Annotated in this window: 17 protein-coding genes; 5 read left to right on the plus strand and 12 right to left on the minus strand. The window is 49.2% G+C overall.

All coding sequences use genetic code 11. From position 1 onward, the window contains the following. Window positions 1-2 precede the first annotated feature (2 nt). Window positions 3-1,112 carry a GerAB/ArcD/ProY family transporter gene (locus HPT30_RS07305; RefSeq protein WP_175370759.1) on the minus strand — a complete coding sequence of 370 codons (1,110 nt, stop codon included), beginning with the start codon at window positions 1,110-1,112 and terminating at the stop codon, window positions 3-5. Beyond that, a complete protein-coding gene (locus tag HPT30_RS07310; protein WP_175370760.1) occupies window positions 1,105-2,478 on the minus strand; it encodes a spore germination protein in 1,374 nt (457 codons plus the stop codon). The genes HPT30_RS07305 and HPT30_RS07310 overlap by 8 nt, the downstream gene beginning before the upstream one ends. A gap of 161 nt (window positions 2,479-2,639) precedes the next feature. Between HPT30_RS07310 and HPT30_RS07315 the strand changes: the two genes are divergently transcribed. The 3 genes from HPT30_RS07315 (at window position 2,640) to HPT30_RS07325 (ending at window position 5,406) form a co-directional block, all read left to right on the plus strand. Further along, on the plus strand, window positions 2,640-4,196 hold the full coding sequence (locus tag HPT30_RS07315) for an FAD-dependent oxidoreductase (protein WP_175370761.1): 1,557 nt from the start codon (window positions 2,640-2,642) through the stop codon (window positions 4,194-4,196). 125 nt (window positions 4,197-4,321) lie between these two features. After that, complete coding sequence (locus HPT30_RS07320; RefSeq protein WP_175370762.1) at window positions 4,322-5,041, plus strand: 3-ketoacyl-ACP reductase; 720 nt, start codon at window positions 4,322-4,324, stop codon at window positions 5,039-5,041. A gap of 53 nt (window positions 5,042-5,094) precedes the next feature. Then, a complete protein-coding gene (locus tag HPT30_RS07325) occupies window positions 5,095-5,406 on the plus strand; it encodes an antibiotic biosynthesis monooxygenase (RefSeq protein WP_175370763.1) in 312 nt (103 codons plus the stop codon). Between the two features lie 932 nt (window positions 5,407-6,338). Here the strand turns inward: HPT30_RS07325 and HPT30_RS07330 are convergent. The 8 genes from HPT30_RS07330 to cidR all read right to left on the minus strand — a co-directional run bounded on the left by HPT30_RS07330 (window position 6,339) and on the right by cidR (window position 17,592). Continuing rightward, entirely contained in the window at window positions 6,339-6,737 is a 399-nt protein-coding gene (locus HPT30_RS07330) for a hypothetical protein (protein WP_175370764.1), read from the minus strand. Window positions 6,738-7,604: 867 nt separating this feature from the next. Further along, window positions 7,605-9,821: an MMPL family transporter gene (locus HPT30_RS07335; RefSeq protein WP_175370765.1), complete on the minus strand. Its 2,217-nt coding sequence runs from the start codon at window positions 9,819-9,821 to the stop codon at window positions 7,605-7,607. 321 nt (window positions 9,822-10,142) lie between these two features. Continuing rightward, window positions 10,143-12,056, minus strand: a complete 1,914-nt coding sequence (locus tag HPT30_RS07340) for an ABC transporter ATP-binding protein (RefSeq protein ID WP_175370766.1) — start codon at window positions 12,054-12,056, stop codon at window positions 10,143-10,145. Beyond that, window positions 12,053-13,813, minus strand: a complete 1,761-nt coding sequence (locus HPT30_RS07345; RefSeq protein ID WP_175370767.1) for an ABC transporter ATP-binding protein — start codon at window positions 13,811-13,813, stop codon at window positions 12,053-12,055. The genes HPT30_RS07340 and HPT30_RS07345 overlap by 4 nt, the downstream gene beginning before the upstream one ends. Further along, window positions 13,806-14,246: a MarR family winged helix-turn-helix transcriptional regulator gene (locus tag HPT30_RS07350; RefSeq protein ID WP_246316980.1), complete on the minus strand. Its 441-nt coding sequence runs from the start codon at window positions 14,244-14,246 to the stop codon at window positions 13,806-13,808. Before HPT30_RS07350 ends, HPT30_RS07345 begins: the two co-directional genes overlap by 8 nt. 516 nt (window positions 14,247-14,762) lie before the next feature. Next, complete coding sequence (locus HPT30_RS07355; protein ID WP_175370769.1) at window positions 14,763-16,163, minus strand: DNA-binding protein; 1,401 nt, start codon at window positions 16,161-16,163, stop codon at window positions 14,763-14,765. A gap of 146 nt (window positions 16,164-16,309) precedes the next feature. Beyond that, window positions 16,310-16,594: an aspartyl-phosphate phosphatase Spo0E family protein gene (locus HPT30_RS07360; RefSeq protein ID WP_175370770.1), complete on the minus strand. Its 285-nt coding sequence runs from the start codon at window positions 16,592-16,594 to the stop codon at window positions 16,310-16,312. Between the two features lie 110 nt (window positions 16,595-16,704). Further along, window positions 16,705-17,592 carry a cidABC operon transcriptional activator CidR gene (cidR, locus tag HPT30_RS07365; protein ID WP_175370771.1) on the minus strand — a complete coding sequence of 296 codons (888 nt, stop codon included), beginning with the start codon at window positions 17,590-17,592 and terminating at the stop codon, window positions 16,705-16,707. 112 nt (window positions 17,593-17,704) lie between these two features. Between cidR and HPT30_RS07370 the strand changes: the two genes are divergently transcribed. After that, complete coding sequence (locus HPT30_RS07370; protein ID WP_175370772.1) at window positions 17,705-18,076, plus strand: CidA/LrgA family protein; 372 nt, start codon at window positions 17,705-17,707, stop codon at window positions 18,074-18,076. Further along, complete coding sequence (locus HPT30_RS07375) at window positions 18,076-18,756, plus strand: CidB/LrgB family autolysis modulator (RefSeq protein ID WP_175370818.1); 681 nt, start codon at window positions 18,076-18,078, stop codon at window positions 18,754-18,756. The genes HPT30_RS07370 and HPT30_RS07375 overlap by 1 nt, the downstream gene beginning before the upstream one ends. A 102-nt stretch (window positions 18,757-18,858) precedes the next feature. Here HPT30_RS07375 and HPT30_RS07380 read toward each other — a convergent pair whose 3' ends face one another. Continuing rightward, window positions 18,859-19,827, minus strand: a complete 969-nt coding sequence (locus HPT30_RS07380) for a Gfo/Idh/MocA family protein (RefSeq protein ID WP_175370773.1) — start codon at window positions 19,825-19,827, stop codon at window positions 18,859-18,861. 52 nt (window positions 19,828-19,879) lie between these two features. Next, window positions 19,880-22,186, minus strand: a complete 2,307-nt coding sequence (locus HPT30_RS07385; RefSeq protein WP_175370774.1) for a helicase C-terminal domain-containing protein — start codon at window positions 22,184-22,186, stop codon at window positions 19,880-19,882. Between the last annotated feature and the right edge of the window lie 200 nt (window positions 22,187-22,386).

Consider the following 22,386-nt stretch of genomic DNA (forward strand, 5'->3'; position numbering starts at 1 on the left):
CTTCAAGGATTCCGCCTCCTGGCCTTCCGCATTTTTATAACGCAGTAGAACAGTGTCGCTATCATCGACATTTCTCCAAGCCAGCGGATCTGCAGAAACCACTCCGCCAGTTGGTTAAGCTCATATTGGTCCATGAACATCAACAGCAGAGTTGCCACACAGAACAACCCCAGGATGATCCATTCTTTCCACAGCTTCGCTTTGGATGAATTTTTGTCAGCGAATGGCATAATACTCTTGAACAGCTCCAGCCCCACGTGCCAGTGTACGATCACACTCATGACGGATAGGGTCATATAGGCAAAATAAAAAATAAACAGCATCCGCTCAATTAAAAACGTCTCGATCCGAATGCTGTCAGCGGTTGAGAACCAAGTGTATACATGACGTTCGACTCCAATCGTTCCAAAATAGCCGATAGGCACCAGAAACGTCATTAATAGCACAAGCAATCCTTCCACAGCGATTAGCCAGACATGGCGGAGCTTGATTTTGTGAAACAGCCGGTTGAAGATAGCCAGATTGATATAGCCGCTAAACAAAAAAGTACCGGCAGCCATACTCTTGATATCCGGCTTATGCCAGATAAAGGTCACGATCTGCAGCACAGAGTCCCAACTGAAATTAGGGTTGGCCAACGCTTTTACACTCGCATACAGAATTAGAGGCAAGGTGATGCCCAAGATCACCTCGAGCCCGTATAACAAAGACAGCCCATCTACCCGGCAGCAAAGACAAACCAGAATTAGAAACCCGATGACTACCGGATAAGCCCCTGTGTCCGGGCTGATAAATCGCAAGGTGATGTCCACGAATGAGAGCAATGTGATCACCCCCGCTACATACCATAGCACCGCGTAGACCAAGAGCATCGGTGTCGACACAAGCCTCGGCATAAGCGAATTGAAGATTTCCGGGATTCCCTTGCCAGGGAATTTGTCCATCAATTTGGTAAACACATAGACAAATGTTGTACCGATTGGCACCGCAATCAGGATCGACATTAACGCTCCGTCAAAACGTCTGTCCATCAGCTCTCTGGGCACAAAGTTAATAATATTGATCAGACTATTCATCAGAAAGAGACAGTAGAAATAGCGGCTTTTAACCATCAGTGCCCCCGCCTTTCTTGAATTTACGGAAGCTGATGTTGTCCATGAAGAAGAGCCGGAAATAGGGCTGGCCGAAACTCCGCTGGCTGCATAAATAAATCATCAAGCCGACCAAGCAGGATACAACGCCGACCAAACCAAGAAAGGCAGCGGCAATCACGAAGAAATATTTCAACACACGAACCGAGAAACTCATCATATTCAGCGGAATCAGAAAGTTCGAAATGGCGACTGCGGACACTAGAATGATCATAATATTGCCGACCAGACCGGCTTGCGTGGCCGCCTGACCCAGAATCAGACCGCCAACCGTGGTCGCCGTCGGACCGATCGCCCGAGGTAGCCGAATACTCGCTTCTGTCAGGAATTCCATCATGATGAGCATGATTAGAACTTCCACAAAAGAGGGATACGGCACGGTTGCGCGACTTCCTGCCACAAGCAGTGCAATCTGCACCCGGATGATCTCCGGATTGTAAGAGGTGAACGCAACATATAGAGCTGGAAGCCACAGCGTCATAGCTACTCCGATAACCCGCAGGAACTTCAGGAATCTTCCGACGAAGGGAAACTGGATTTTGTCATCCATTGCGGTAAAGAAATCATTGAAGATGGAAGGCAACACAATAGCATAGCCTGTAGTATCCATCATCAGCGCCACTTTGCCTTCGGAGAGGTTGAATACAACGCGGTCCGGCCGCTCCGTTACAATGGTCTTGGGGAAAATCCGCAGCTTGTCGCTGCTTAGATACTTCTCAAGCTCGCCTGTAGCCTGCAAAATATCTACCCTCAGGGTCTGGAGCTTTTCCTTGACCTCAGCCAGCACATCATAGTTCACACGGCTTTCATCATATAGAATTGCCATTTTGGTCCGTGACAAATTGCCAATCAGCATTGATTCCATTTTTAATTGCGAGGATTGATAGCGTCGCCGCACCATATTGAGATTGATCGCCAGATTCTCGGTGAATCCATCAGATGGGCCCTGGGTCACACTCTCTGTGATGGTCTCCGACACAGCGCTGTTCTCGGCATGTAGAACATCAAAGAAATAGAGCTGGTCCAGAATAGCTACAGCAGCATAACCGCTCAGCAGCAGTTCCAATGCCCGTTCACCCGTCGTCGCCTCTTCGCTGCCTGGGTAGGTACGAATGTAATCCTTATAAGCTTCGTTGTCCTCCATCTCATAGAACGGAGCAATAATACCGTGGCTGATCTTAACTGAATCTGTAATGCTCTTGATAAAGACCAGCCGGGCATCACCGGCAGGCGCAAGCAGCCGCTTATCCTCCAGATCTGCGATATTATCCAATTTTTCCGTGATCCATTCCAGGGAAGCAGCATGCTTCTGCGGTTGTTCTGACACTCTGGTTCCCTCCCCTCTTTTGGTTCCACTTTACGAAGATGTGTCCTTATTTTGGCATCATCGCCCGCAAATCATGCACTGCCCTCTGAACTGAAGTTTCTTTTTGCCATGTTGTGGTAATAATTGAACAACGTAATACAAAAGTAGGGAGGGATCAGAGCATGAATCCAGAGAACCGGCTTACGGCTAATTTGCCGCAGTTTCCTGAATCGTTATGGCGGGATACTGTCGATGTACCGACTTTTCCGCGGCTGAACGGGAATCACCAGACGGATGTTGCCATTATAGGAGGGGGAATCACCGGGATCACGACGGCCTACCTGCTCTCCAAAGCCGGCTATAAGGTGACTTTACTCGAGGCAGGAACCATCCTTAATGGAACGACCGGATTTACCAGCGCCAAAATCACTGCCCAGCACGGACTGATCTACCACAATCTCTTAGAGCACTTTGGAGAGGAGCAGGCTGGTCTCTACTATAAATCCAACAATGAAGCTATGGAGTGGATGATCCGTACCGCACAAGAGCTACATCTGTCCTGCGGCATGACACGGGATGATGCTTACCTGTATGTCGATGCCGGAGATGACAAGACACGACAACAGCTTGAAAAGGAATTTGCAGCTTATCAGACCTTGGGGTTACCGGGAAAATGGCTGGATTCAGTCTCTCTACCCCTGCGGGCAGAAGGGGCTATTACCCTGCCGGGACAAGCCCGCTTTCACCCCCTGCAATATTTGCTAGGTCTACTCAAGGCATTCCTGGAAAACGGAGGTGTAGTGTACGAACACACCACTATTTCCGAAAAGGTAGAGAACAGCGGCAGGCTTACGCTTTTCACCGAGCAGGATCAGCATGCAATTACCTGCAGTCACGCGGTCTCCGCCTCCCACTTCCCCTTCTATGACGGTGGAGCGCTCTACTTCTCGCGCCTGCATGCCGAACGCTCCTACTGCTTGGCTATTCAGCCGGAAATGCAGTTCGAGGGCGGGATGTATCTGAGTGCCGGGCAGCCTACCCGCTCCTTGCGGGCCGTGGAATGGGAGGGCCGCAAGCTAGTGATTGTCGGTGGAGACAATCATAAGACAGGCCAAGGCATTTGCACCTTTGGGCATTATGAGAATCTGGAGAGGTTCGCGGGGCAATTGCTGGGGATTAAGGTAATGCCTTACCGCTGGTCGGCCCAGGACCTGATCACCCTCGATAGAGTTCCTTATATTGGAAAGATAAAGGGCGATAAGGAGATCTATATCGCCACCGGCTTTGGGAAATGGGGAATGACCAGCGGCACCTTGGCAGCACAGATCATTGCCGATCAAATACAGGGTACGGATAACCCCTACACAGAGCTGTACAATCCTTCACGCTTCAAAGCAAATCCTGGCATCAAGAACTTCATTGTGCAGAACGCCAATGTCGCCAAGGAGCTTATCGCAGGTAAGGTCGAGATCATCCACAAGAAGACCAAGGATCTCAAGCGGGACGAGGGGGCGGTTGTATTTCATGATGGGAAGCGGATCGGCGCGTACAGAGACCTGGAAGGCCACCTTCATCTGGTCGACCGGACATGTACCCATATGGGCTGTGAGTGTGAGTGGAATAACGGAGAACGGACCTGGGATTGCCCCTGCCATGGCTCTCGCTTCTCCTATGATGGTGCCGTTCTAGAGGGACCGGCCACACTGCCCCTGGATACTATCAGTCCGAAAATCCCATGAGATTTGAGTAGCTGAGGCAAGCATGACGACGCTACCAACGGAGGCGGCGTGCTTGTCTTTGCCCGCTCAGGTATAATTGAAGCGGAAGTTGTTATCTATTCTTTAAAAGGACGTGAAGCGAAGTTATGGATCTGAGAGGAAAAAGCGTTGTAATTACCGGTGCAGGTAAAGGGATCGGGAAAGCACTTGCCCTTGCACTGGCCAAAGAAGGAGCCAACCTGGGTCTGATCTCCAGAACATCGGGTGATTTGGAAGCTTTGAAAGCCGCATTGACGGAAGTCTACGACGTCAAAGTAAGCATTGCCGTTGCCGACATTTCTGTACAGGAAGAGGCAGAACGGGCTGTTGTTTCGCTCCAGAATGACCTTGGCGCATTCGACGCGCTTATTAATAACGCCGGGGTTGCCCAGTTCGGTACATTTCTGGAAATGGACCCTGCGGACTGGAGACGCCATCTTGAGATCAATCTGTTCGGTGTCTACTATGTTACCAGAGCTGCGCTGCCAGCCATGATTGAGCGCAGCAGCGGCAATATCATCAATATCTCGTCCACAGCGGGCGAACGCGGATTTGCTACAGGCTCTGCCTACTGTTCCTCTAAGTTCGCGCTGATGGGCATGACCGAATCGCTGGCTCAGGAAGTGCGCAAGCACAATATCCGGGTGACTGCGCTGACGCCAAGTACAGTCAACACTCCACTAGCTGAGAACGCAGGTCTGAAGATTGGCGATGAGGATCGCATGATGCAGCCGGAGGATGTAGCTGAACTGACTATTGCTGCCCTGAAGCTGCCGGATCGTGTCTTCCTCAAGACCGCCGGTATTTGGACCACGAACCCGCAATAAATAGTCTGTATCTCATATTCTTTCATTCATACTGCCTTAGGGAGGTTCATTGCATGCTAGTAGTTACAAATACGATTAAAGTCAAGGAAGGCCATGGCGCCGCTATGGCCCAGCGTTTTGCAGGTTCAGGCGGCGTACAGGACATGCCGGGCTTTGTGCGCATGGAAGTATGGCATGGCAGTGCCAAGGAAGGTGTGGAGGAATTAAAGATCTGTACCGTGTGGGAGAATGAAGAGAGCTTCAAGGGCTGGACCTCCAGCGAATCCTTCAAGCAGTCTCACCGCGGTGCCGGCGGCAGCGACGTTATTCTGGGTGCTTCGCTCGACAAGTACGAGTTGCTGATCAGCCGTACGCCGGAGAAATAGTACACATCGTACCTTAAAGCTAGCGCTTTTGGGTGAGCTAGTGGTTGATATAAGTGTGCTAGTGTCGATATGATCTACTGGTATTTGATATGATCTGCTAGTATTTGATATGATCTGCTAGTATTTGATATGGCTGAAAAAGGCCATCATGAGCCATCTCTAGTGCTACAATTATCATTGTGTTCAAGTGAAACTAAGTAGCCTGACCCCCTTAAACATAGGAATCAGGCTGCTTAGTTTTTGTCTTTGGATAGCTGTATATGACCGACCTAAGATCTGAGTAAGAGTCTCGGTCGTCACTAGGATCGCTTAATTAGGCTTCCGATCGCTGTTAACTCCAGCTTTCTTTATTAACCCTGATAGCGCCTAAAATCGAGAAGCAGCTCATAATTTAGACGTGAGCTTTCCTCTGAAGACCTTTCAATCGAGCGCCTCACTCCTACAGTCCCTAACTTTCTCCTTCGTTCCTCCCCATCTTCTTGTTGTGTGAGTAGAAAAAGAGTGCACCCACCGCTTCCAAAGAGCATTTTTGCGATTAGAATAAATAGTGGACACTCGTTAATTTTAGGGTTTGTAATTCCAAGCTGAACTTCGCTTTTTCTCACCTTTTTATAAAGATTATAGAAATATCTCTGCTTTTTATAATCCACTCACTACTTGCCTCTGGCTAAACCAAAAATAAGAGGGCTAAATCTTCATTACTTCAATAATTCGCTATATTCACGAAGACAAACAAAAAAGACAGCTCTCATATGAGCTGCCTTTAAGCTATTACCGTTCTTCCCGAAACTTCCAAAACTTTTGTTCCCTACCTTCTAGGGAACAAACGAAACCCTGTAATCCTTGGTACATTATGTCTGCACTGAATTACCAAATTACCATCTCGGATTCAGGAGACTTATAAAAAACTAAAAATATCTTAAGCATCAAATTTAATCTCTTTGAGCAATACGATAGTCTATACTAATATCACCACCATTAGGCGTTGGTACAGCTTTAAATTTATATTCGCTACTTAAAGAACCAACTGGAGCACTAATGTGGCCACTCTTACCTGGTGCGAGAGTTCTTTTCTGATCTCCATTAATTGTAATTCTCACACTTACATTCCCAGTATTTTTAATCCAGAAGTTCACTTTAGCCCCATTACTCTTTTTTAATGGGTATGTAGCCTGAAATTCAGTTCCTGAAGAGCTGCCACTTTTAGCTGCATAATCTTTCGACGAACTTTCTGTCGACTCCGCAAAAGCAGGTATAATACTAGTTCCAGCAATTAGACAAACTACCAGAGCAGATGATACTACTCCTTTGAAAACGAACTTAAGATTCACGTTCAAGCACTCCTTATTAAATTTATTTGTAACTATTCCGCCTTTAGATAGTTACTTTTTTAAAATTACATGTCTGTACTGAACAGTTGCAATTTTTTTAATCCTAGAAACATAAATCTTCTTATGTATTATTTTTGTATTAAATAATATTTAATACATATATTACATTTAATTATATAGTAAAAAGGTACCAGTCTGAACTTTTTTAGATCTGGATTTTTCAAGTTTTGATTCCGGCTGCTGACGAACTAAACCGTTTCATTCTAATGGACAAGTACATACATACTTACCCGAAGACAAAGATGGTTTATATTCGTGATTTTCATTTCACAGATGCGTTTCTGAAATCCACGTTTTGATTCAAGTGTTCCATTTATATCATTATAAACGCGCATCCGTCCCAATATTTACAATATTCGAATATTCCGCACTATTTTTGAGGTAATCAATAAGGATTACTGTTGATAGCAAGCTCAGTTTTATTAGCAGCTTCAGTTTGTAACTGTTCTACTAATCCATCAAAATTCTCATCAATTTGTTTCTCAACAGATGCATCTGCAGTCATTGCATAAATAGAAGTCGTAACAGCGAAACCGAGAGCGCAAATGCCGACAAGTAACCACCATCACGAGCTGCGTAGCCCCTGAATTGAGACAGAGAAAGATGTAGCGCTAACCTTCCTACATTAAACTTCAATATGCACTTCCAGAAGATGATGAACTTAGCGAATGGGATATAAAAAAAGCTGACGAGGATGTCCTCGACAGCTTAAGACTTACCAATGAATCTCCCCTTTAGTTGTGGGGAGCATAGCAAATTCATAAACGCATTATTTACTTACTTTGGCTTCTTAGGTCGAACTCTACTTTATTTGCCACTGGCAGACTGCGTCTCCGCCACTTCCACATGCTTGCCCGGCCAGAAGGCCAGTCGACCGAATAACAAGGTAATGGCCGGTACGAGGAACGGGCGTACCACAAAGGTATCCAGCAGAACACCAAGGACTGTGATAATGCCAAATTGCACAAGCACCTGAATTGGCAGCGTAGCCAGCACGCCAAAGGTCCCCGCCAGAATGAGTCCGGCAGAAGTAATGACCGAGCCCGTCTCGTTGACCCCTTCCGCAATCGCTTGCTTTAGGGGCATAACCTTTCTTTTTTTCCATATGCTCGAGATCATAAAGATGTTGTAGTCCTCGCCAAGTGCTACCAGGAATACAAAGGAGTAAAGTGGAATTGCTCCCTGAATGGCCTCTGCGCCAAGGACATAATGAATAATAATCCAGCCTAGTCCAAGTGCGGAGAAGAAGGATAGGATTACGGTCCCCACCAAATAAATAGTAGCGATAATTGAGCGCAAATAAACGAGCAGCAGCAAGGTGATCATTCCGATAACCACGGGAATAATGAGATCCATATCCCGCTCGCCGGTGGCTCTGTTGTCATATTGGGTCGCCGTCTGTCCGCTGATCCAGACTTTGCCTTCAGGGTTCGCAACCCCCACATCTACAAGCGCCTGCTCTCCCGTCGCCCGTAGCGCTGGAATATGGCTCATAGCTTCAAGCGAATACGGATTGCTCTTGAATTCAATATCGTAGCCAAGGATCTCCTTGTTCACTGCGCCCGGCTGGGGATCAGAAACTTTACCCACATAAGAGAGTGCACTCAGGACGACTTTAAGGTCTTCGCCATCTGCCTTGCCTTGAGTATCAATCATCAGTTTGGCCGGAGCCAACTCACCAGGGGAGAACTTGGTACCAATAAGGTCAAACCCTTGGCGAGATTCCATATTCTTCGGAAATGAAGACAGGATATCATACGTGAACTTAATTCCGCTGGAGAAAGAAGCCAGTACACCCAGCAGCAAAACAGTCACGCCCACAATGGCCCATGGACGGGCGACTACCAGCTCTCCGATGCCTTTTTTGCGGGATACACGCGGCTGTGGCGCTGGCTTTCCCTTGGCCTTCGCCCGCTCTGCTTCCATTCCAGGAGTACGCGGAATGAATGGATAGAACGAGGCCCGGCCAAAGATCGCTAGCAACGCCGGAACCAGTGTCAGACTGGCGATACCCATAATAAAGATGGCCAGACTGAAAGGAACCGCAAAGCGATGGTACGCCCCGAACTTCGCCAGCAGCAATGCGAATAGTGCCAGCACCACGGTGAAGCCGCTCATGGCAATTGCCCCGGAAGAATCCGTAATTGCATGCAGCAGGGCACGGCCCTTACTCTCCTCGCTCTTCAACAATTGACGGAACCGGGAGATCAGGAACAGGCAATAATCCGTGCCTGCTCCGAATAGCAGGACGGTCATGATGGAGATGGCTTGCGAGTCTACGGTAATCCAGCCTTCTTGAGCCATTTTGCCCAAAATAGGTCCCGTAACCCCATAAGCGAAGCCCACCGCAACCAGCGGAATGACCGCCAGAATCGGTGAACGATAAATTATCAGCAGAAAAATAAGTACAAGAAGCACAGTCGCAATTAGCAAGGATACATCGGCGTTCTTGAACAGACTGCTGGCATCAATGGAGATGCCTACAGGTCCGGTGACGCGCAGACTTAACTCGCTGCCCGCTGTACCCGCTGCTGTCGGATCACTGCCGGTTTCCGTACGGATGATCCCCTTGAGATCCGCGACTGCTTCTTTAAGCTGCCCACTATCTGCTGAAGCATCGAAGAGTACAGGCGTCACCAGCGTGCTGCCGTCTTCCGAGAGTGAAGCTTGAAGCGCCTGTGGAGGAATTTTGCCGAGCGGGGGCACAAAATTTTGATATGGCAACGGTTGCTGCTCCAAGGTATTGTAGATGGCCCCGATATGTACTAGATCCTCCGGAGACATTCCGCCTTCCCGGTGCCACACCAACAAGGCCGGAACACCGCTGCCGCCCGGGAATTCTCTTCCCGCAACTACTTCTGCCTGAACCGATTGCGCATTCTCTGGCAGATTGGGGGCGTTGTTCGCCACCTGTGAATTCACAGCAGGCCATAGCATGTTCAGGAGGCCGACTACTACGATCCACACAAGAAGCGTGATCCACTTACTTTTGCTGCCTGCAACCCATTTTCCGTAGCGTGACATCTATTTCATCCTCTCTGCAGAGCCTGCGGAACGTAAAATGAACCGCGGGTCATTTTTATATTCATATCATACACGCTGACCTGCCTAAATACCATCCGTGATTTTATGTATCCAGAGCTACTTATACAATAAAAAAGCCGCACAATTGCGCGGCTTAAACTACGGAATAAGCTGCATACCCTGCAGCTTCTACACGGCCTAGGACCGCATGAAGTCGGGCCTTGTCCTGACAAACAAGTGCCCCTCACCACCGCACACTACGTACGGAGATGAGGGGCACTTTAAAGCCGCTAACCGTTATGACATTCCCCGCGGTTAGCCTCAGCTAACTTCCGGAACAGCTTCCTCGGAGAACTGGCTGTTATACAGATCAGCATAGAAGCCATTCTGCGCCATCAATTCTTCATGGTTGCCTTTCTCAATGACACTTCCCTTGTTCATAACCAGAATCAGGTCCGCATCACGAATTGTAGACAAACGGTGGGCAATAACAAAGCTTGTTCTACCTTCCATCAGCGTGTTCATCGCCTTCTGGATCTGCACCTCAGTCCGGGTGTCGACGCTGCTTGTAGCCTCATCCAGAATTAGGATGGACGGATCGGCCAAGATAGCCCGGGCAATTGTGAGCAGCTGCTTCTGACCTTGCGAGATGTTAGAAGCTTCTTCGTTCAGCACGGTATTGTAGCCCAGCGGCAGGGTACGGATAAAGTGGTCCGCATGCGCTGCCTTGGCCGCACGCACTACATCGGCTTCACTGGCACCCTCACGTCCATAGGCAATGTTGTCACGGATTGTACCATTGAAGAGCCAGGTATCTTGAAGCACCATCCCGAATTTGCTGCGCAGATCACTGCGTTTCAGATCCGTGATGTCAACACCGTCAATGAGAATTTGGCCGCCGTTCAGCTCATAGAAGCGCATCAGCAGATTGATCATCGTGGTCTTACCAGCACCAGTCGGTCCTACAATCGCGATCGTCTGACCTGGGCTGACCTCAATATTCATATCCTCAATGAGGATCGCATCCTCTTTATAGCCAAACTTCACATGGCGGAATTCCACGGCACCTTCTTCTTCCACAGCTTCGTGTTTCACAGCTTCGTGTTTCACAGCAGCCGTTTTCTCCGGAACTTCCTCTTCTTCATCGAGCAGCTCGAATACCCGCTCTGCGGAAGCAACTGTGGACTGAATGATGTTAGCAATATTCGCTGTTTGCGTGATCGGCATGGTGAATTGTCGTGAATACTGGATAAAGGCTTGGATATCCCCGACATCAATCATTTTCTTGGTGACAAAAATACCACCGACTACGCAGACAAGCACATAACCCAGGTTCCCGATAAAGGTCATTAGCGGCATAATCATGCCTGACATGAACTGGGCGCGCCAGCCGGAATTGTAGAGATCATCGTTAATCGTATTAAACTGACGCAGCGATTCCTTTTCACGGCCGAAGGCTTTAATAATACGGTGACCGGTATACATTTCTTCTACGTGTCCGTTCAACTGCCCAAGTGATTTTTGCTGCCCGATAAAATGGGTTTGCGAACGTTTCGTGATCCCCAGTATGGCCACAAAACTGAGCGGCAACGTCACCACTGTAATCAGGGTCAGCCAAGGACTAATGGTCAGCATCATGATAATGACACCAATAATAGTAACAATAGATGTTATCAGTTGCGTTAAGCTCTGCTGCAAGGTGGTACTGATGTTGTCCACATCATTAGTAGCCCGGCTGAGAATTTCCCCATGAGTTCTGGAATCAAAATATTTCAGCGGCAGTCGTTCTAATTTAAGATTGATCTGCTCGCGCATATCATAGACAACCTTCTGGGCCACACCGGCCATGATATATTGCTGTAAATAGCTGAACAAGGCGCTGAACAGATAAAGACCACCCAGAATCAGCAGGATATCATTAATATAGCCAAAATCGATAAAAGCTCCTTCTACACCTGTCAACTTTCCATAGGCGCCTTCAAACAGCTTGGTCGTTGCTTTACCCATAATTTTCGGGCTTAAAATACTAAATACCGTACTGGCAATCGCCATAATAAAGATAACGATCAGCTGCACCTGACGTGGACGCAGGTAGCGAATCAAACGGCGGAGCGTACCCTTGAAGTCCTTGGCCTTCTCCGCTGGCAGCATCATCCCAGGTCCGCCGCCAGGTCCACCAGGACCCCGGCCTCTTCCGCCGCCCGGAAGTTTTATCTGGCTGTTCTTCTCACTCATGCTATTTCCTCCTCTGACAACTGCGAGGACACAATCTCGCGGTACACTTCACTGTTCTCCAGCAATTCCCTGTGCGTTCCCGTACCAGCGATTCTGCCTTCATCCAGCACAATAATCCGGTCTGCATCCATTACTGTGCTGACCCGCTGAGCCACAATAAGAACGGTGGATTCTGTCGTCTCCCCTTTGAGAGCGGCGCGCAGCTTGGCATCGGTCTTGAAATCAAGCGCCGAGAAGCTGTCGTCGAAGAGATATACTTCTGGTCTTCTGACTAGTGCACGGGCAATAGATAAACGCTGCTTTTGACCCCCGGAGACGTTATTCCCACCCTGAGCAATTTCCGAGTTGAATCCATCCTTCATCGCTGATACAAAATCGAAGGCTTGTGCCACCTTGGCAGCATGGATAATCTCTTCATCAGTCGCATCCTCTTTACCGTACCGGATATTATCCTTGATCGTGCCAGTGAACAGAACAGCTTTCTGTGGAATATAACCAATCTTGCTGCGCAGCTCTTCCTGAGTCATATCGCGAACATCGACACCATCCACCCGCACGGATCCTTCAGCAGCGTCATAGAATCTGGGAAGCAAGCTCAGCATTGTGGATTTACCAGACCCGGTACCCCCGATAATCGCCGTGACTTCACCCGGGCGGGCATTGAAGCTGATCCCTGACAACGCAGGTTGTTCTGCACCCGGGTAGGAGAAGCTGACGTTCTCGAATTCCACGTATCCGCGCATACCGTCACGACCATCACGCTTGGTCAATACGGCTGTATTGTCAAGCTCACTTGCTGACGGATCCAGAATTTCCGGCTTCATATCCAATACCTCGTTGATCCGTACAGCCGATGCGGAAGCACGGGGAATCAGTACGAACATCATCGAAACCATGATCAGTGAGAACATAATCTGCATGGCGTATTGAATGAAGGCCATCAACGAACCGACCTGAAGGTCACCGTCACCGATACGGATACCTCCGTAATAAAGGATGGCAATCATGGAAAAGTTCATAACAATCATCATGAGCGGCATCAGTCCGGCCATGATCTTGTTAACCTTAATCGCCGTATCGGTCAGATCACGGTTGGCTTCCGTGAATCTTTTGTTCTCATGGTCAATCCGGTTGAACGAGCGAATGACACGGATACCTGTCAGATGTTCTCTCAGCACGAGGTTGAGTTTATCCAGCTTGACCTGTATCGCTTTAAACAATGGCAAACCCTTCATGCCGATCAGGAAAATTGCACCCACAAGCAGCGGAATAACCACCACAAAAATCAACGACAGCTTGGCATCCTCTGAGACCGCCATAATGATCCCGCCGATCATCATCATCGGTGCCGCAACCATCATCCGCAGCATCATGGTCAGAACGGTCTGTACTTGTGTAATATCGTTAGTCGTGCGTGTAATCAGCGATGCTGTACCCACCTTGTCGAACTCGTGGAGCGTAAAATTCTCTACATGATTGAACATTAGTGCTCGCGTATTCTTTCCGAAACCTGCAGCGATCTTGGCTGAAAAATAACTGGCGATAATCGAGCACAGCGCTCCGCCGGCAGCTACCAGCAGCATGAATCCGCCAATCCGCCATATATAGCTGCGGTCCTGGTGCACAATTCCCTTATCCACAATGTCAGACATCAGTGTGGGGAGATACAAGTCCCCCATGGACTGCAGAAATACAAGGATTAGTACACCAATGACCGCTAGCTTAAAGGGCTTTAGTTGTCTTAGTAATTTAATCAAGATTCTCATCTCCGTTCATTTGTAACCGATCGAAATCAGGTCGGGGACTGCTCAGAGCATACGCATGGACCTTCAACAGCAGATCACACAACTGATTGCTCTCTTCTTCGCCCAAGTACTCCACCAGCTTAACCAGCTCTTCATTCATATAGGCATGTACTCTTCGCGTGACCTTTTTTCCCCGCTCTGTTAGTTGGATGCGGACAGCCCTCCGATCCTCGGAATCAGCCCGCCGCTCCACCATTCCCTTGGCCTCCAGACTATTAACCAACTGAGTGACTGTAGGAGCAGCCCATCCAAGAATGCGCCCGATCTCCGAGACCTTCAGTCCTTGCTCATTGGAATGCCGGTGTTTGCGAATACATATCATCAAAGTCATCTCACTCGGCTTATTGCCCTCCACCGTATGCTGCCATTGGACCTTATGCAACATGCGCAATGCAATGAAAAGCCTATTCGCGACTGTATTTTCTCCATTTATCCCAATCTTTATCACCCCACAAAATTAATTAGGTTAGCTAATAATTAAACTGTTTATTAATTAGGTAACCTAAATTATATTTACAGCAAAACACTTTGTCAAATAATGAATACGGTCTCATTTTTTACAGAATTCAAAACACTCAAAATCTTGCTTTTAGGCATAAAAAAGACCCTTCATTCTGCTTTTTAAGCAGCTGCAAAGGGTATAAAAAAAGATGACCCCTAAGAAACCGGCATCATCTTGTGGTATTACAGCGTGCAGCCATATTTGGGTGGCATCACTGTTCTTCTGGTATAACAATATTATAACGATGCAGCTTACTGCCGCGTTCTATGGTCATAAAGAAAGGATCAAGCATTGGATACGTTCCTGAGTCCTAAGGATTAGTACCCTACTCCGTGTTCAAGGGTGGTGAACGATCCCCCGTTACCTCCTTTGCCTGCCGGTGTTCCAATGATAATAAAACTAAACAACGCTAAAACGGCGGTCATCGTCAGCAGCGATTTTTTCATTTTGTCTCACCTCCTTCATAAGATCTGTGTACAGTTGCTTCTGCCTGTCGCTGGCATATTCCCTGTTAATCTCGAAGAGAGTGACACAATTGATGAAGCCCTTCTCATTATTCAGTCTGGCAGACAGCTGGAGACATTCGATAATATGGTCGATTCCCCGCGGGTACTCCTGATGGTTGATAAGATAAATAGCAATCTGATAGTTGAGCCGGAATAGCCTGTCTACATTGATCGGGTCCTGGAATTGACCGAATCGCAGCATTTCCCTTGAGAACTTGGTCAGTGCATTATCGGCAGAAAAGCCAAACTGGTTCGCAGATTCCATGATCGTGATTAGGCCAGGCAGAATCTCGCCCGGATGATCGGCCAGGAAGGAAATATAAGATGGAAGGATGGAAATGTTGCCGTCCAGCATCTCCAGCGTGAAGCTGTTGGCTTTGGAGAAGAGCTTGAAGTCCTCTACTGCTTTGTGACCTTCTTCATCCAAAATCTCAAACCAGCTAAGGTCCGCATATCCGGCCGTATACCGCTTGGCTTCTTCATATCGCCCCTGCTTGGTCAGCGCGGCCGCCTTCAGCAAATAACCATGGCCGTAATACACCACAAGTGGCCGCTCCGTGTGCATCGTCTCCCGGCGCTTACTAGCATTCTTCCGCACTTCATCCCGGTATAATCCATTCGCGAGCGCACGCAATTCGTCCGCATATTTCTCTACATCCCGCCAGCGGTGCAGCGTAAAGCAGACGTTCGCCAGCTTGAGCAGACCATCCAGCTGCATGGCCTCCGGCAGACGTCCCCTAAATGGCTCGAACGTGATCACCGCTCTGAACTTCTCCTCCATATCTACTACAGACTGCATGGATTTGAAAATACGATATTGACTGATAGCCAGACGCTCCGAGTAACTGTCCTGCTCATTCTCGGCTACAATTTTATAGAAAATGACAGATTCGTTGATTTTCCCATTATTGAAAAGCTTCTCTGCGACTGAATAAATCAAGTCAATCTGCTTCGGATACTCAAGGATTCTGCTCAGAAGCTCATCAATACAAGGCTGCTTGCCGATCTCAGCGCATCGGATCAGAAACGGCTCTGCTCTGCGGCGGGAGACCTTGTCCTCATAAAAACATTCATCAATATAGAGCGGATACAGCCAACCTTCAGGAAACCCGAAAGCCCGAGTAATCGCGTCCATTTGCCCTAATGATATAGGCTTTGGGGGATTCCCATGCAATATAGCACTGAGACTGCCGCGGTTCAGGCCGGAAACTTTCGCAAAAGAAGCGAGATTATGACCCGAACGGGATAGATTCTTCTCAATTTCTGAGCGTATAGTTGTAAACTTCGCCTCCACCCGGCACCTCCTATAATGATATAATAACAGCTTCTAATTATTTACATAATTATAGGATAATTGTCCAGAAAGCACAACAAAAAGAGGAGCTGTTCTCTCCCCTAATTCTACCATCTATATGATTATGGATGCAAAAGACTATTGAACTATTGCAACGCGGTCTGGCTTCTTAACGCCGAATTCCTGGAATTTTTGGCAGACGGGCCATTTCCCGCCTTCCGGCTGCGCAGACTCTCCATCATTTTATTCTGGGCTAGCAAAATATAACCGTCCAGCCGCTCGCTCAGCTCTACTACAGCACGATCACTTAGACTATGCTGCTCGGCAACTTCAAGTAATTGACATCTCAAGCTCTCAATCGTAATCAGCAGTTCGTCTTCTCTTATATCTCTCCTATGAATGTTACGGGAGGAAGCATCGTAAAGGCTCACGATTCTCTCACCTTCTCTCTATCAACTTCTCTCCTATCATAAATCATGATGCCAAAAAACATATTTTCAAAAAAAAGAAAAATTTGTCGATGATTCAACAAAACGGGAGACTAATGACCTACGAAGATCCCCTTAGCAAAAGAAATCCATTCTCGTGCCGCAAAAGACAGATAGCGATCCCGGCGCCAGATAATACCCAGCTGCCAGGGAATGACCGGAGCCGTCAGCGGAATCACAGCGATCCGTGAGCGGTCGATATCACGGCAAATCGTCTCTGGCAGGAGCGCAATTCCGAGTCCCGCTCCTACCATTCCACTGATCAGATCCCACTGTGAGCTCTCATATACCACCTTCGGTTGAAAGCCTACTTTGACGCATTCTGTAATAATCCGATCATGCAGCATAAAATCCTCACGGAAGAGGATAAACTCTTCTTCCGCCAGTTCCACCAGCTTCGCGCATTCTTGTCCAGCCAGGCGGTGCCCTGCCGGAACCAGCAACTCCAGCTTCTCCTCCAGAATAGAGAAAAACTCAAACTTCCCCTGATCCACAGGCAGCACAATGACACCGATATCCAACAGACCCGTCTCCACGTCATTCTCCACCTTCTTGGCACCATCCTCATGCAGGCGGATCGTCACCCCGGGGTATCGATGATGAAACTCACCGATAACTGCAGGGAAGAAGCTTGCACCTACCATTGGCGGCAACCCCATCTGGATATGGCCCTGCTTCAGCTCGCGCAAGCTATCCAGCTCAGAGGACAAGCTGGTGAATGAATCTACAATATTCTGCGCCTTGGTTAGCAGAATCTCGCCCGCATCTGTCAGGCGAATGCTTTTGCCTTCCCGGTAGAACAGGTCAGCACCCAGTTCGATCTCCAAATTCCTGATCATTTTGCTGATTGTAGGCTGTGAAATATACAGCGATTTGGCCGCCTGGGAAAAGCTGTTCAGTCTTGCGATTTGAACGAAATATTGTAGTTGTCGGATATCCACGGCTCAGCCTCCTATGCATAGACAAAAGGAATGTCAGCTATTCGATCTATTCATTTTACCTATGAAAATAAATAATGTAAACTTTCATTACGATGAAAGGGGCGGCGCATTTATGAAAAAAATAATCTCAGGATTGCTGCAAATAGGCGGCCTCACTGTATTCTCACTGTTGATCAATTCACTGGCTTCATGGTTGCATTTTCCCATTCCCGGAAGCATTCTGGGCATGGTTATCTTATTCCTTCTGCTTGAATTCGGCGTCGTGCGCTTGAACTGGGTGGAGGTCGGAGCCTCCTGGCTGCTGGCTGAGCTGCTTCTGTTCTTCATTCCTTCCGCGATCGGCGTCATGAAATACACAGATATGCTGGAGACCGACGGACTGCGGGTGCTGGCAGTCGTAGTCGTCGGTACATTCGCAGTCATGGCCTGCTCCGGGCTGCTCACAGGAGCTATATCCAAGGCAAAGGAGCATAAACCTTTATGATGACCGGACTATTGTTTCTCATGCTTACCATAGGACTCTATCTCCTTGCCAAGCGCGCCTATAAGTTACACAGCAAAGTATACCTATCTCCGCTTATCATTACACCTCTGCTGATTGTTGGCATTCTGCTGATGACAGGCATATCTTATGAATCTTACAATGCGGGAGGCAAGTGGCTGACTAACCTGCTGCAGCCGGCAACCATTGCGTTCGCTATCCCTTTGCATAAGAACTTCAAGGTACTCAAAAAACACGCCGCCGAAATTGCGGCAGGCGTGCTCTCAGGTACGATCATTGCGGTGATCTCCTCCATGCTGCTTGCCAAATGGCTGCATCTCAGCAGCGATCTGGTCTCCAGCCTGGTCCCGCGATCGGTTACTACTCCGATTGCAATGAGTATCTCACAGCGTATCGGGGGTGTACCTAGCATTACGGCGGTCTTCGTTATCCTCACCGGGATACTGGGCACAATGATGGGACCTTCCGTGCTGCGTCTCTTCCGCATTGACAATGAAATTGCGCGCGGTGTATCGCTGGGAACCGCAGCGCATGGTACAGGTACCTCCAAGGCCTTCGAGCTTAGCTCACTGACCGGTACCATCTCCAGCATTGCGATGATCCTGACGGCGCTGCTGACCATCGGCATTGCGCCGCCACTGCTCGCAGTGTTCCTCCACTAAGGCCGTCCCGGCTTGGGCCAAAGCACATAGCTCCGAAGAAATCTCCGGAGCTGCGTGCTTTTTTTCTATGACCTCACTTGGAACTCGATACTTCTACTTAACCTACAGTTTAACCGGCAGTCCAGTCTGTGCCGACTCATAGGCCGCACAAGTCACCTTCAGCGTCTTATAGCCGTCCTCATAGTCGCTGAGAATGCGGGAGCGATCGCCAGTACGCACGGCATGCAGGAACGCCTCGCTCTCCGCGGCATAAGGGTCGCCGCTGTTAGCATACTCTGTGCTGCCCCCGACACGGACGGTAAGCAGGCGATCAAGATTCCAGTCCAGCAGCCCTTGTTCATTATAGAAGGTCAGATTGACCCGGCCGACTTCTCCAGGGAGCACACAGGTGTTGGAAATATTGGCAATGACGCCGCTAGTAAGCTTCAGCGACACCGTACCGATATCGGCAACCGTGACGTTCTCATGCTGCTCATGTACAATACGATTGCCGTACAAGCCGTACACTTCTTCTACCTCACCGCCCAGATAACGGAGCAAATCTACGATATGCGTTGTCTGCTCCGTAAACTGCCCACCGGACTGCTCCTGGTTGCGCCACCATGCTACTCCTGGCATACCGCCCATCCACTGACCGGTAACCATCCCGATTTTATCCCCGGTCAACGTTTCCTTCAGCCTTCGGATATTATCCTGATAGCGGAAGTGGTAGCCCACTGAGGTCAGCAGATTGCGCTCCTTAATCTCCTGAAGCAGACTGGCCGGGATTTCGGTGCTGTAGCTTAGCGGTTTCTCGATAAAAAAGGGAATGTCATGACGAATCAACGCACGCTCAATGTCACCATGGGACTGTGGGGGAACGCATATATAAGCAGCATCCAGCTTATGAGCTTCGAGCATCTCCGTAATATCGCCATAGCCTTCAGCATCATAATGACGGGCCATCTCGTCCGCCTTCTCCTTGCTACTGCCGCATACCGCTACTAGAGTAACATCTTCCATTCCAGCCAGTAAATCGGCGTGAACCTTACCGAACCAGCCTGTTCCAATCAATCCGATGTTAAGTGTCATGATCTGCCTCCTGTGAGTCTGAATTGTATGCCCTTTCATAGATTATACGATGTTATTGCCAGATAAGGTAGTCCCGCCACTCTTCGGGGAGTAACCAGTGGTACGGCTGCTGCATAAAGCGGTCGTCGGCCAACACAATGGTGCCATGGTCGTTTTCCGTGCGGATCAGCCTTCCTCCGGCCTGCAGCACCTTGCACATCCCCGGATAGACATAGGCATAGTCAAAGCCATTTTTGCCCTGACGATTGAAGTAAGCGCGTAGCAGATTACGTTCGAGCCCCAGCTGCGGAAGCCCTACACCGACCACCATAACTCCGTTTAACCGGTCGCCCGGCAGATCCACTCCCTCCGAGAAAATACCGCCCAATACAGCAAATCCAAGAAGCGTTTGATTTGCGTCCGGACGGAAGGCTGCAAGGAAGTCTTCGCGTGCTTCCTCACTCATGCCGGAACCCTGTACTAGAGTAGCGATGTCGGGATATCGCTCGTTGAATAGATCATATACATTTTGCAAGTAAAGATAAGAGGGAAAGAAGGCCAGATAATTTCCCGGCTTGCCGGTCATTCTGTGCAGGGCTTCACTCAAGGGCAGCAGGGACGCTTCCCGGTCATGATAGCGCGTAGACAGCGGGAGCAGCGACACCTCCCATTGCTCCTTTTGAAAAGGGGAAGCCACAATTAAGCTGTAGTCCTCTTCAGCAGCACCAATCATATCTCTGTAATACGACATCGGGGCCAAGGTAGCCGAAAACAGAATTTGGCTGCGGAAGCCTTTGGCCATCTGCCGCAGCAGATAGGAAGGGTCCAGGTTGAAGAGCTTTAAATAAACATCTCCACGGCGAATCTCCGCATAGGTCACATATCGCTCGTCATAGGTCTTGAAGGTGCGAAGCATCCCTTGTACGGCATAGAAGGTGTCCAGCAGACTGGATTCCCCTTCCTCAGGATCGGCGGCCAGCATCATCGACGGATGAATCAATTCCAGTTCTGCCTCGGCTGCAAAATTCTCCAGCAGACCCGGCAGCTCTTCAGGGAAGTCATTCCACCAGCCCTGACCCTCTTCGTTGCACAGCTTGCGCAGCGCGATGAAGAACGAGTTCACCGCCTTGGCAGCAGCGCTCAACCTTGAATTGCTTACCTTGTACTGCCGCTGCATTCCCAAGAACGGAGCTTTCTGCAACGCAGCTGAGAACATCTCCCTTCCCCGATCCACCAGGTTGTGGGCCTCATCCACGAGCAGGACTGTATCCTTTTTCCGCTCTTCAGCCAGGCGTTTCAGGCTAATTCGGGGATCATATATGTAGTTGTAATCACAAATCACGGCATCGCAGACATAAGCGGCATCCAGCGAGAACTCGAAGGGGCAGACCTCGTGTTTCTTCGCATAGCCGGCGATAACCTCCCGCGTCATCAGCGTTTCCTGACCCAGCATGTCCAGCAGCGCCTCATTGATCCGGTCGTAATAACCTTCGGCGAACGGGCAATGGTCACTGCCACAAAGCCCCTCCTCCCGAAAACATGCCTTATCCTTGGCAGTCAGTGTAATGACATGCAGGACAAGGCCCTTGGCCGATAGGAGCGCCAGCGCCTCCTCAGCGGCCATCCGGGTAATAGTCTTGGCAGTCAGGTAGAAGAATCCCTTCGCCCGGCCTTCACCAATGGCCTTGATCGCCGGGAACAGGGTGGACATCGTCTTGCCGATGCCCGTCGGTGCCTGAGCGAAGAGATTAACGCCTTCCGAGACCGCCTTGTACACGGCACCGGCAAAATGCCGCTGCCCCTTCCGATAGGTGGGAAAGGGGAACCCGAGCTCACGGATGCTCTGCTCCTTGGTAATATCATGCCGGAGCAGCATTTCGGCATAAGGCGCATAGCGCGCCACTGTATCAGCGGCAAAATCCGCCAGCTCCTCCATGCTGACACTCCGCTGCAGGCTCCGCTCCTCCTCACCTCCGCGCTGAACATAGGTTAACCTCACTTCCATGGAAGTTAAGCCCTGCTCAAGTGCGATCATATAGGCATACATCAGCGCCTGCGCCCAGTGGACCTCACGACCCTCGCCCAGCAAGTCCAGCGGCCCGGCCGTGGACTTGATTTCCTCAACGACTAGCGTGCCGTCTTCTGTCAGCAGAAGACCATCACAGCGGCCGTCCACCACAAGCAGCAGCTCCTTGTATGGAATCTCTGTTTTCAGATAGACTTCCTTCTGGTCGCTTTCCTTGTACCGCTGATGAATCTTCTGATGAATACGTGTCCCTTCCACCATGGAAGACGCACTACGGAACCCCGGCTCCAGGCTCCCGCTGCGGAATACATACTCTACAAGCGTTCTGACGGATATAGATATCCTATGCTGCATCCTTCCTCCTCCTTTTCGTACCGATCCTGACAACCCTATGTATTCCATTCGTCGTTTTTGTCTTTTATTCGCTGTATAAAGTCATCTGATGGCAGGAGCAGCAGGAGCGGCTGTACTGTCATTCACTTCCGCTTTACATTGCGCTAATGCTGGTATGCAGTGTTTTTGACATTTACATTTCAGGGGGAGATAATAAATTC

The organism is Paenibacillus agri (assembly GCF_013359945.1).
Lineage (GTDB): Bacteria > Bacillota > Bacilli > Paenibacillales > Paenibacillaceae > Paenibacillus_AQ > Paenibacillus_AQ agri.

What these genes read in the sequence shown, in the direction of transcription:
- HPT30_RS07305 (WP_175370759.1), bottom strand. Translation starts at nt 1,112, where the DNA reads ATGGTTAAAAGCCGCTATTTCTACTGTCTCTTTCTGATGAATAGTCTG.
- HPT30_RS07315 (WP_175370761.1), top strand. Translation starts at nt 2,640, where the DNA reads ATGAATCCAGAGAACCGGCTTACGGCTAATTTGCCGCAGTTTCCTGAA.
- HPT30_RS07320 (WP_175370762.1), top strand. Translation starts at nt 4,322, where the DNA reads ATGGATCTGAGAGGAAAAAGCGTTGTAATTACCGGTGCAGGTAAAGGG.
- HPT30_RS07325 (WP_175370763.1), top strand. Translation starts at nt 5,095, where the DNA reads ATGCTAGTAGTTACAAATACGATTAAAGTCAAGGAAGGCCATGGCGCC.
- HPT30_RS07335 (WP_175370765.1), bottom strand. Translation starts at nt 9,821, where the DNA reads ATGTCACGCTACGGAAAATGGGTTGCAGGCAGCAAAAGTAAGTGGATC.
- HPT30_RS07340 (WP_175370766.1), bottom strand. Translation starts at nt 12,056, where the DNA reads ATGAGTGAGAAGAACAGCCAGATAAAACTTCCGGGCGGCGGAAGAGGC.
- HPT30_RS07350 (WP_246316980.1), bottom strand. Translation starts at nt 14,246, where the DNA reads ATGTTGCATAAGGTCCAATGGCAGCATACGGTGGAGGGCAATAAGCCG.
- HPT30_RS07370 (WP_175370772.1), top strand. Translation starts at nt 17,705, where the DNA reads ATGAAAAAAATAATCTCAGGATTGCTGCAAATAGGCGGCCTCACTGTA.
- HPT30_RS07375 (WP_175370818.1), top strand. Translation starts at nt 18,076, where the DNA reads ATGACCGGACTATTGTTTCTCATGCTTACCATAGGACTCTATCTCCTT.
- HPT30_RS07380 (WP_175370773.1), bottom strand. Translation starts at nt 19,827, where the DNA reads ATGACACTTAACATCGGATTGATTGGAACAGGCTGGTTCGGTAAGGTT.
- HPT30_RS07385 (WP_175370774.1), bottom strand. Translation starts at nt 22,186, where the DNA reads ATGCAGCATAGGATATCTATATCCGTCAGAACGCTTGTAGAGTATGTA.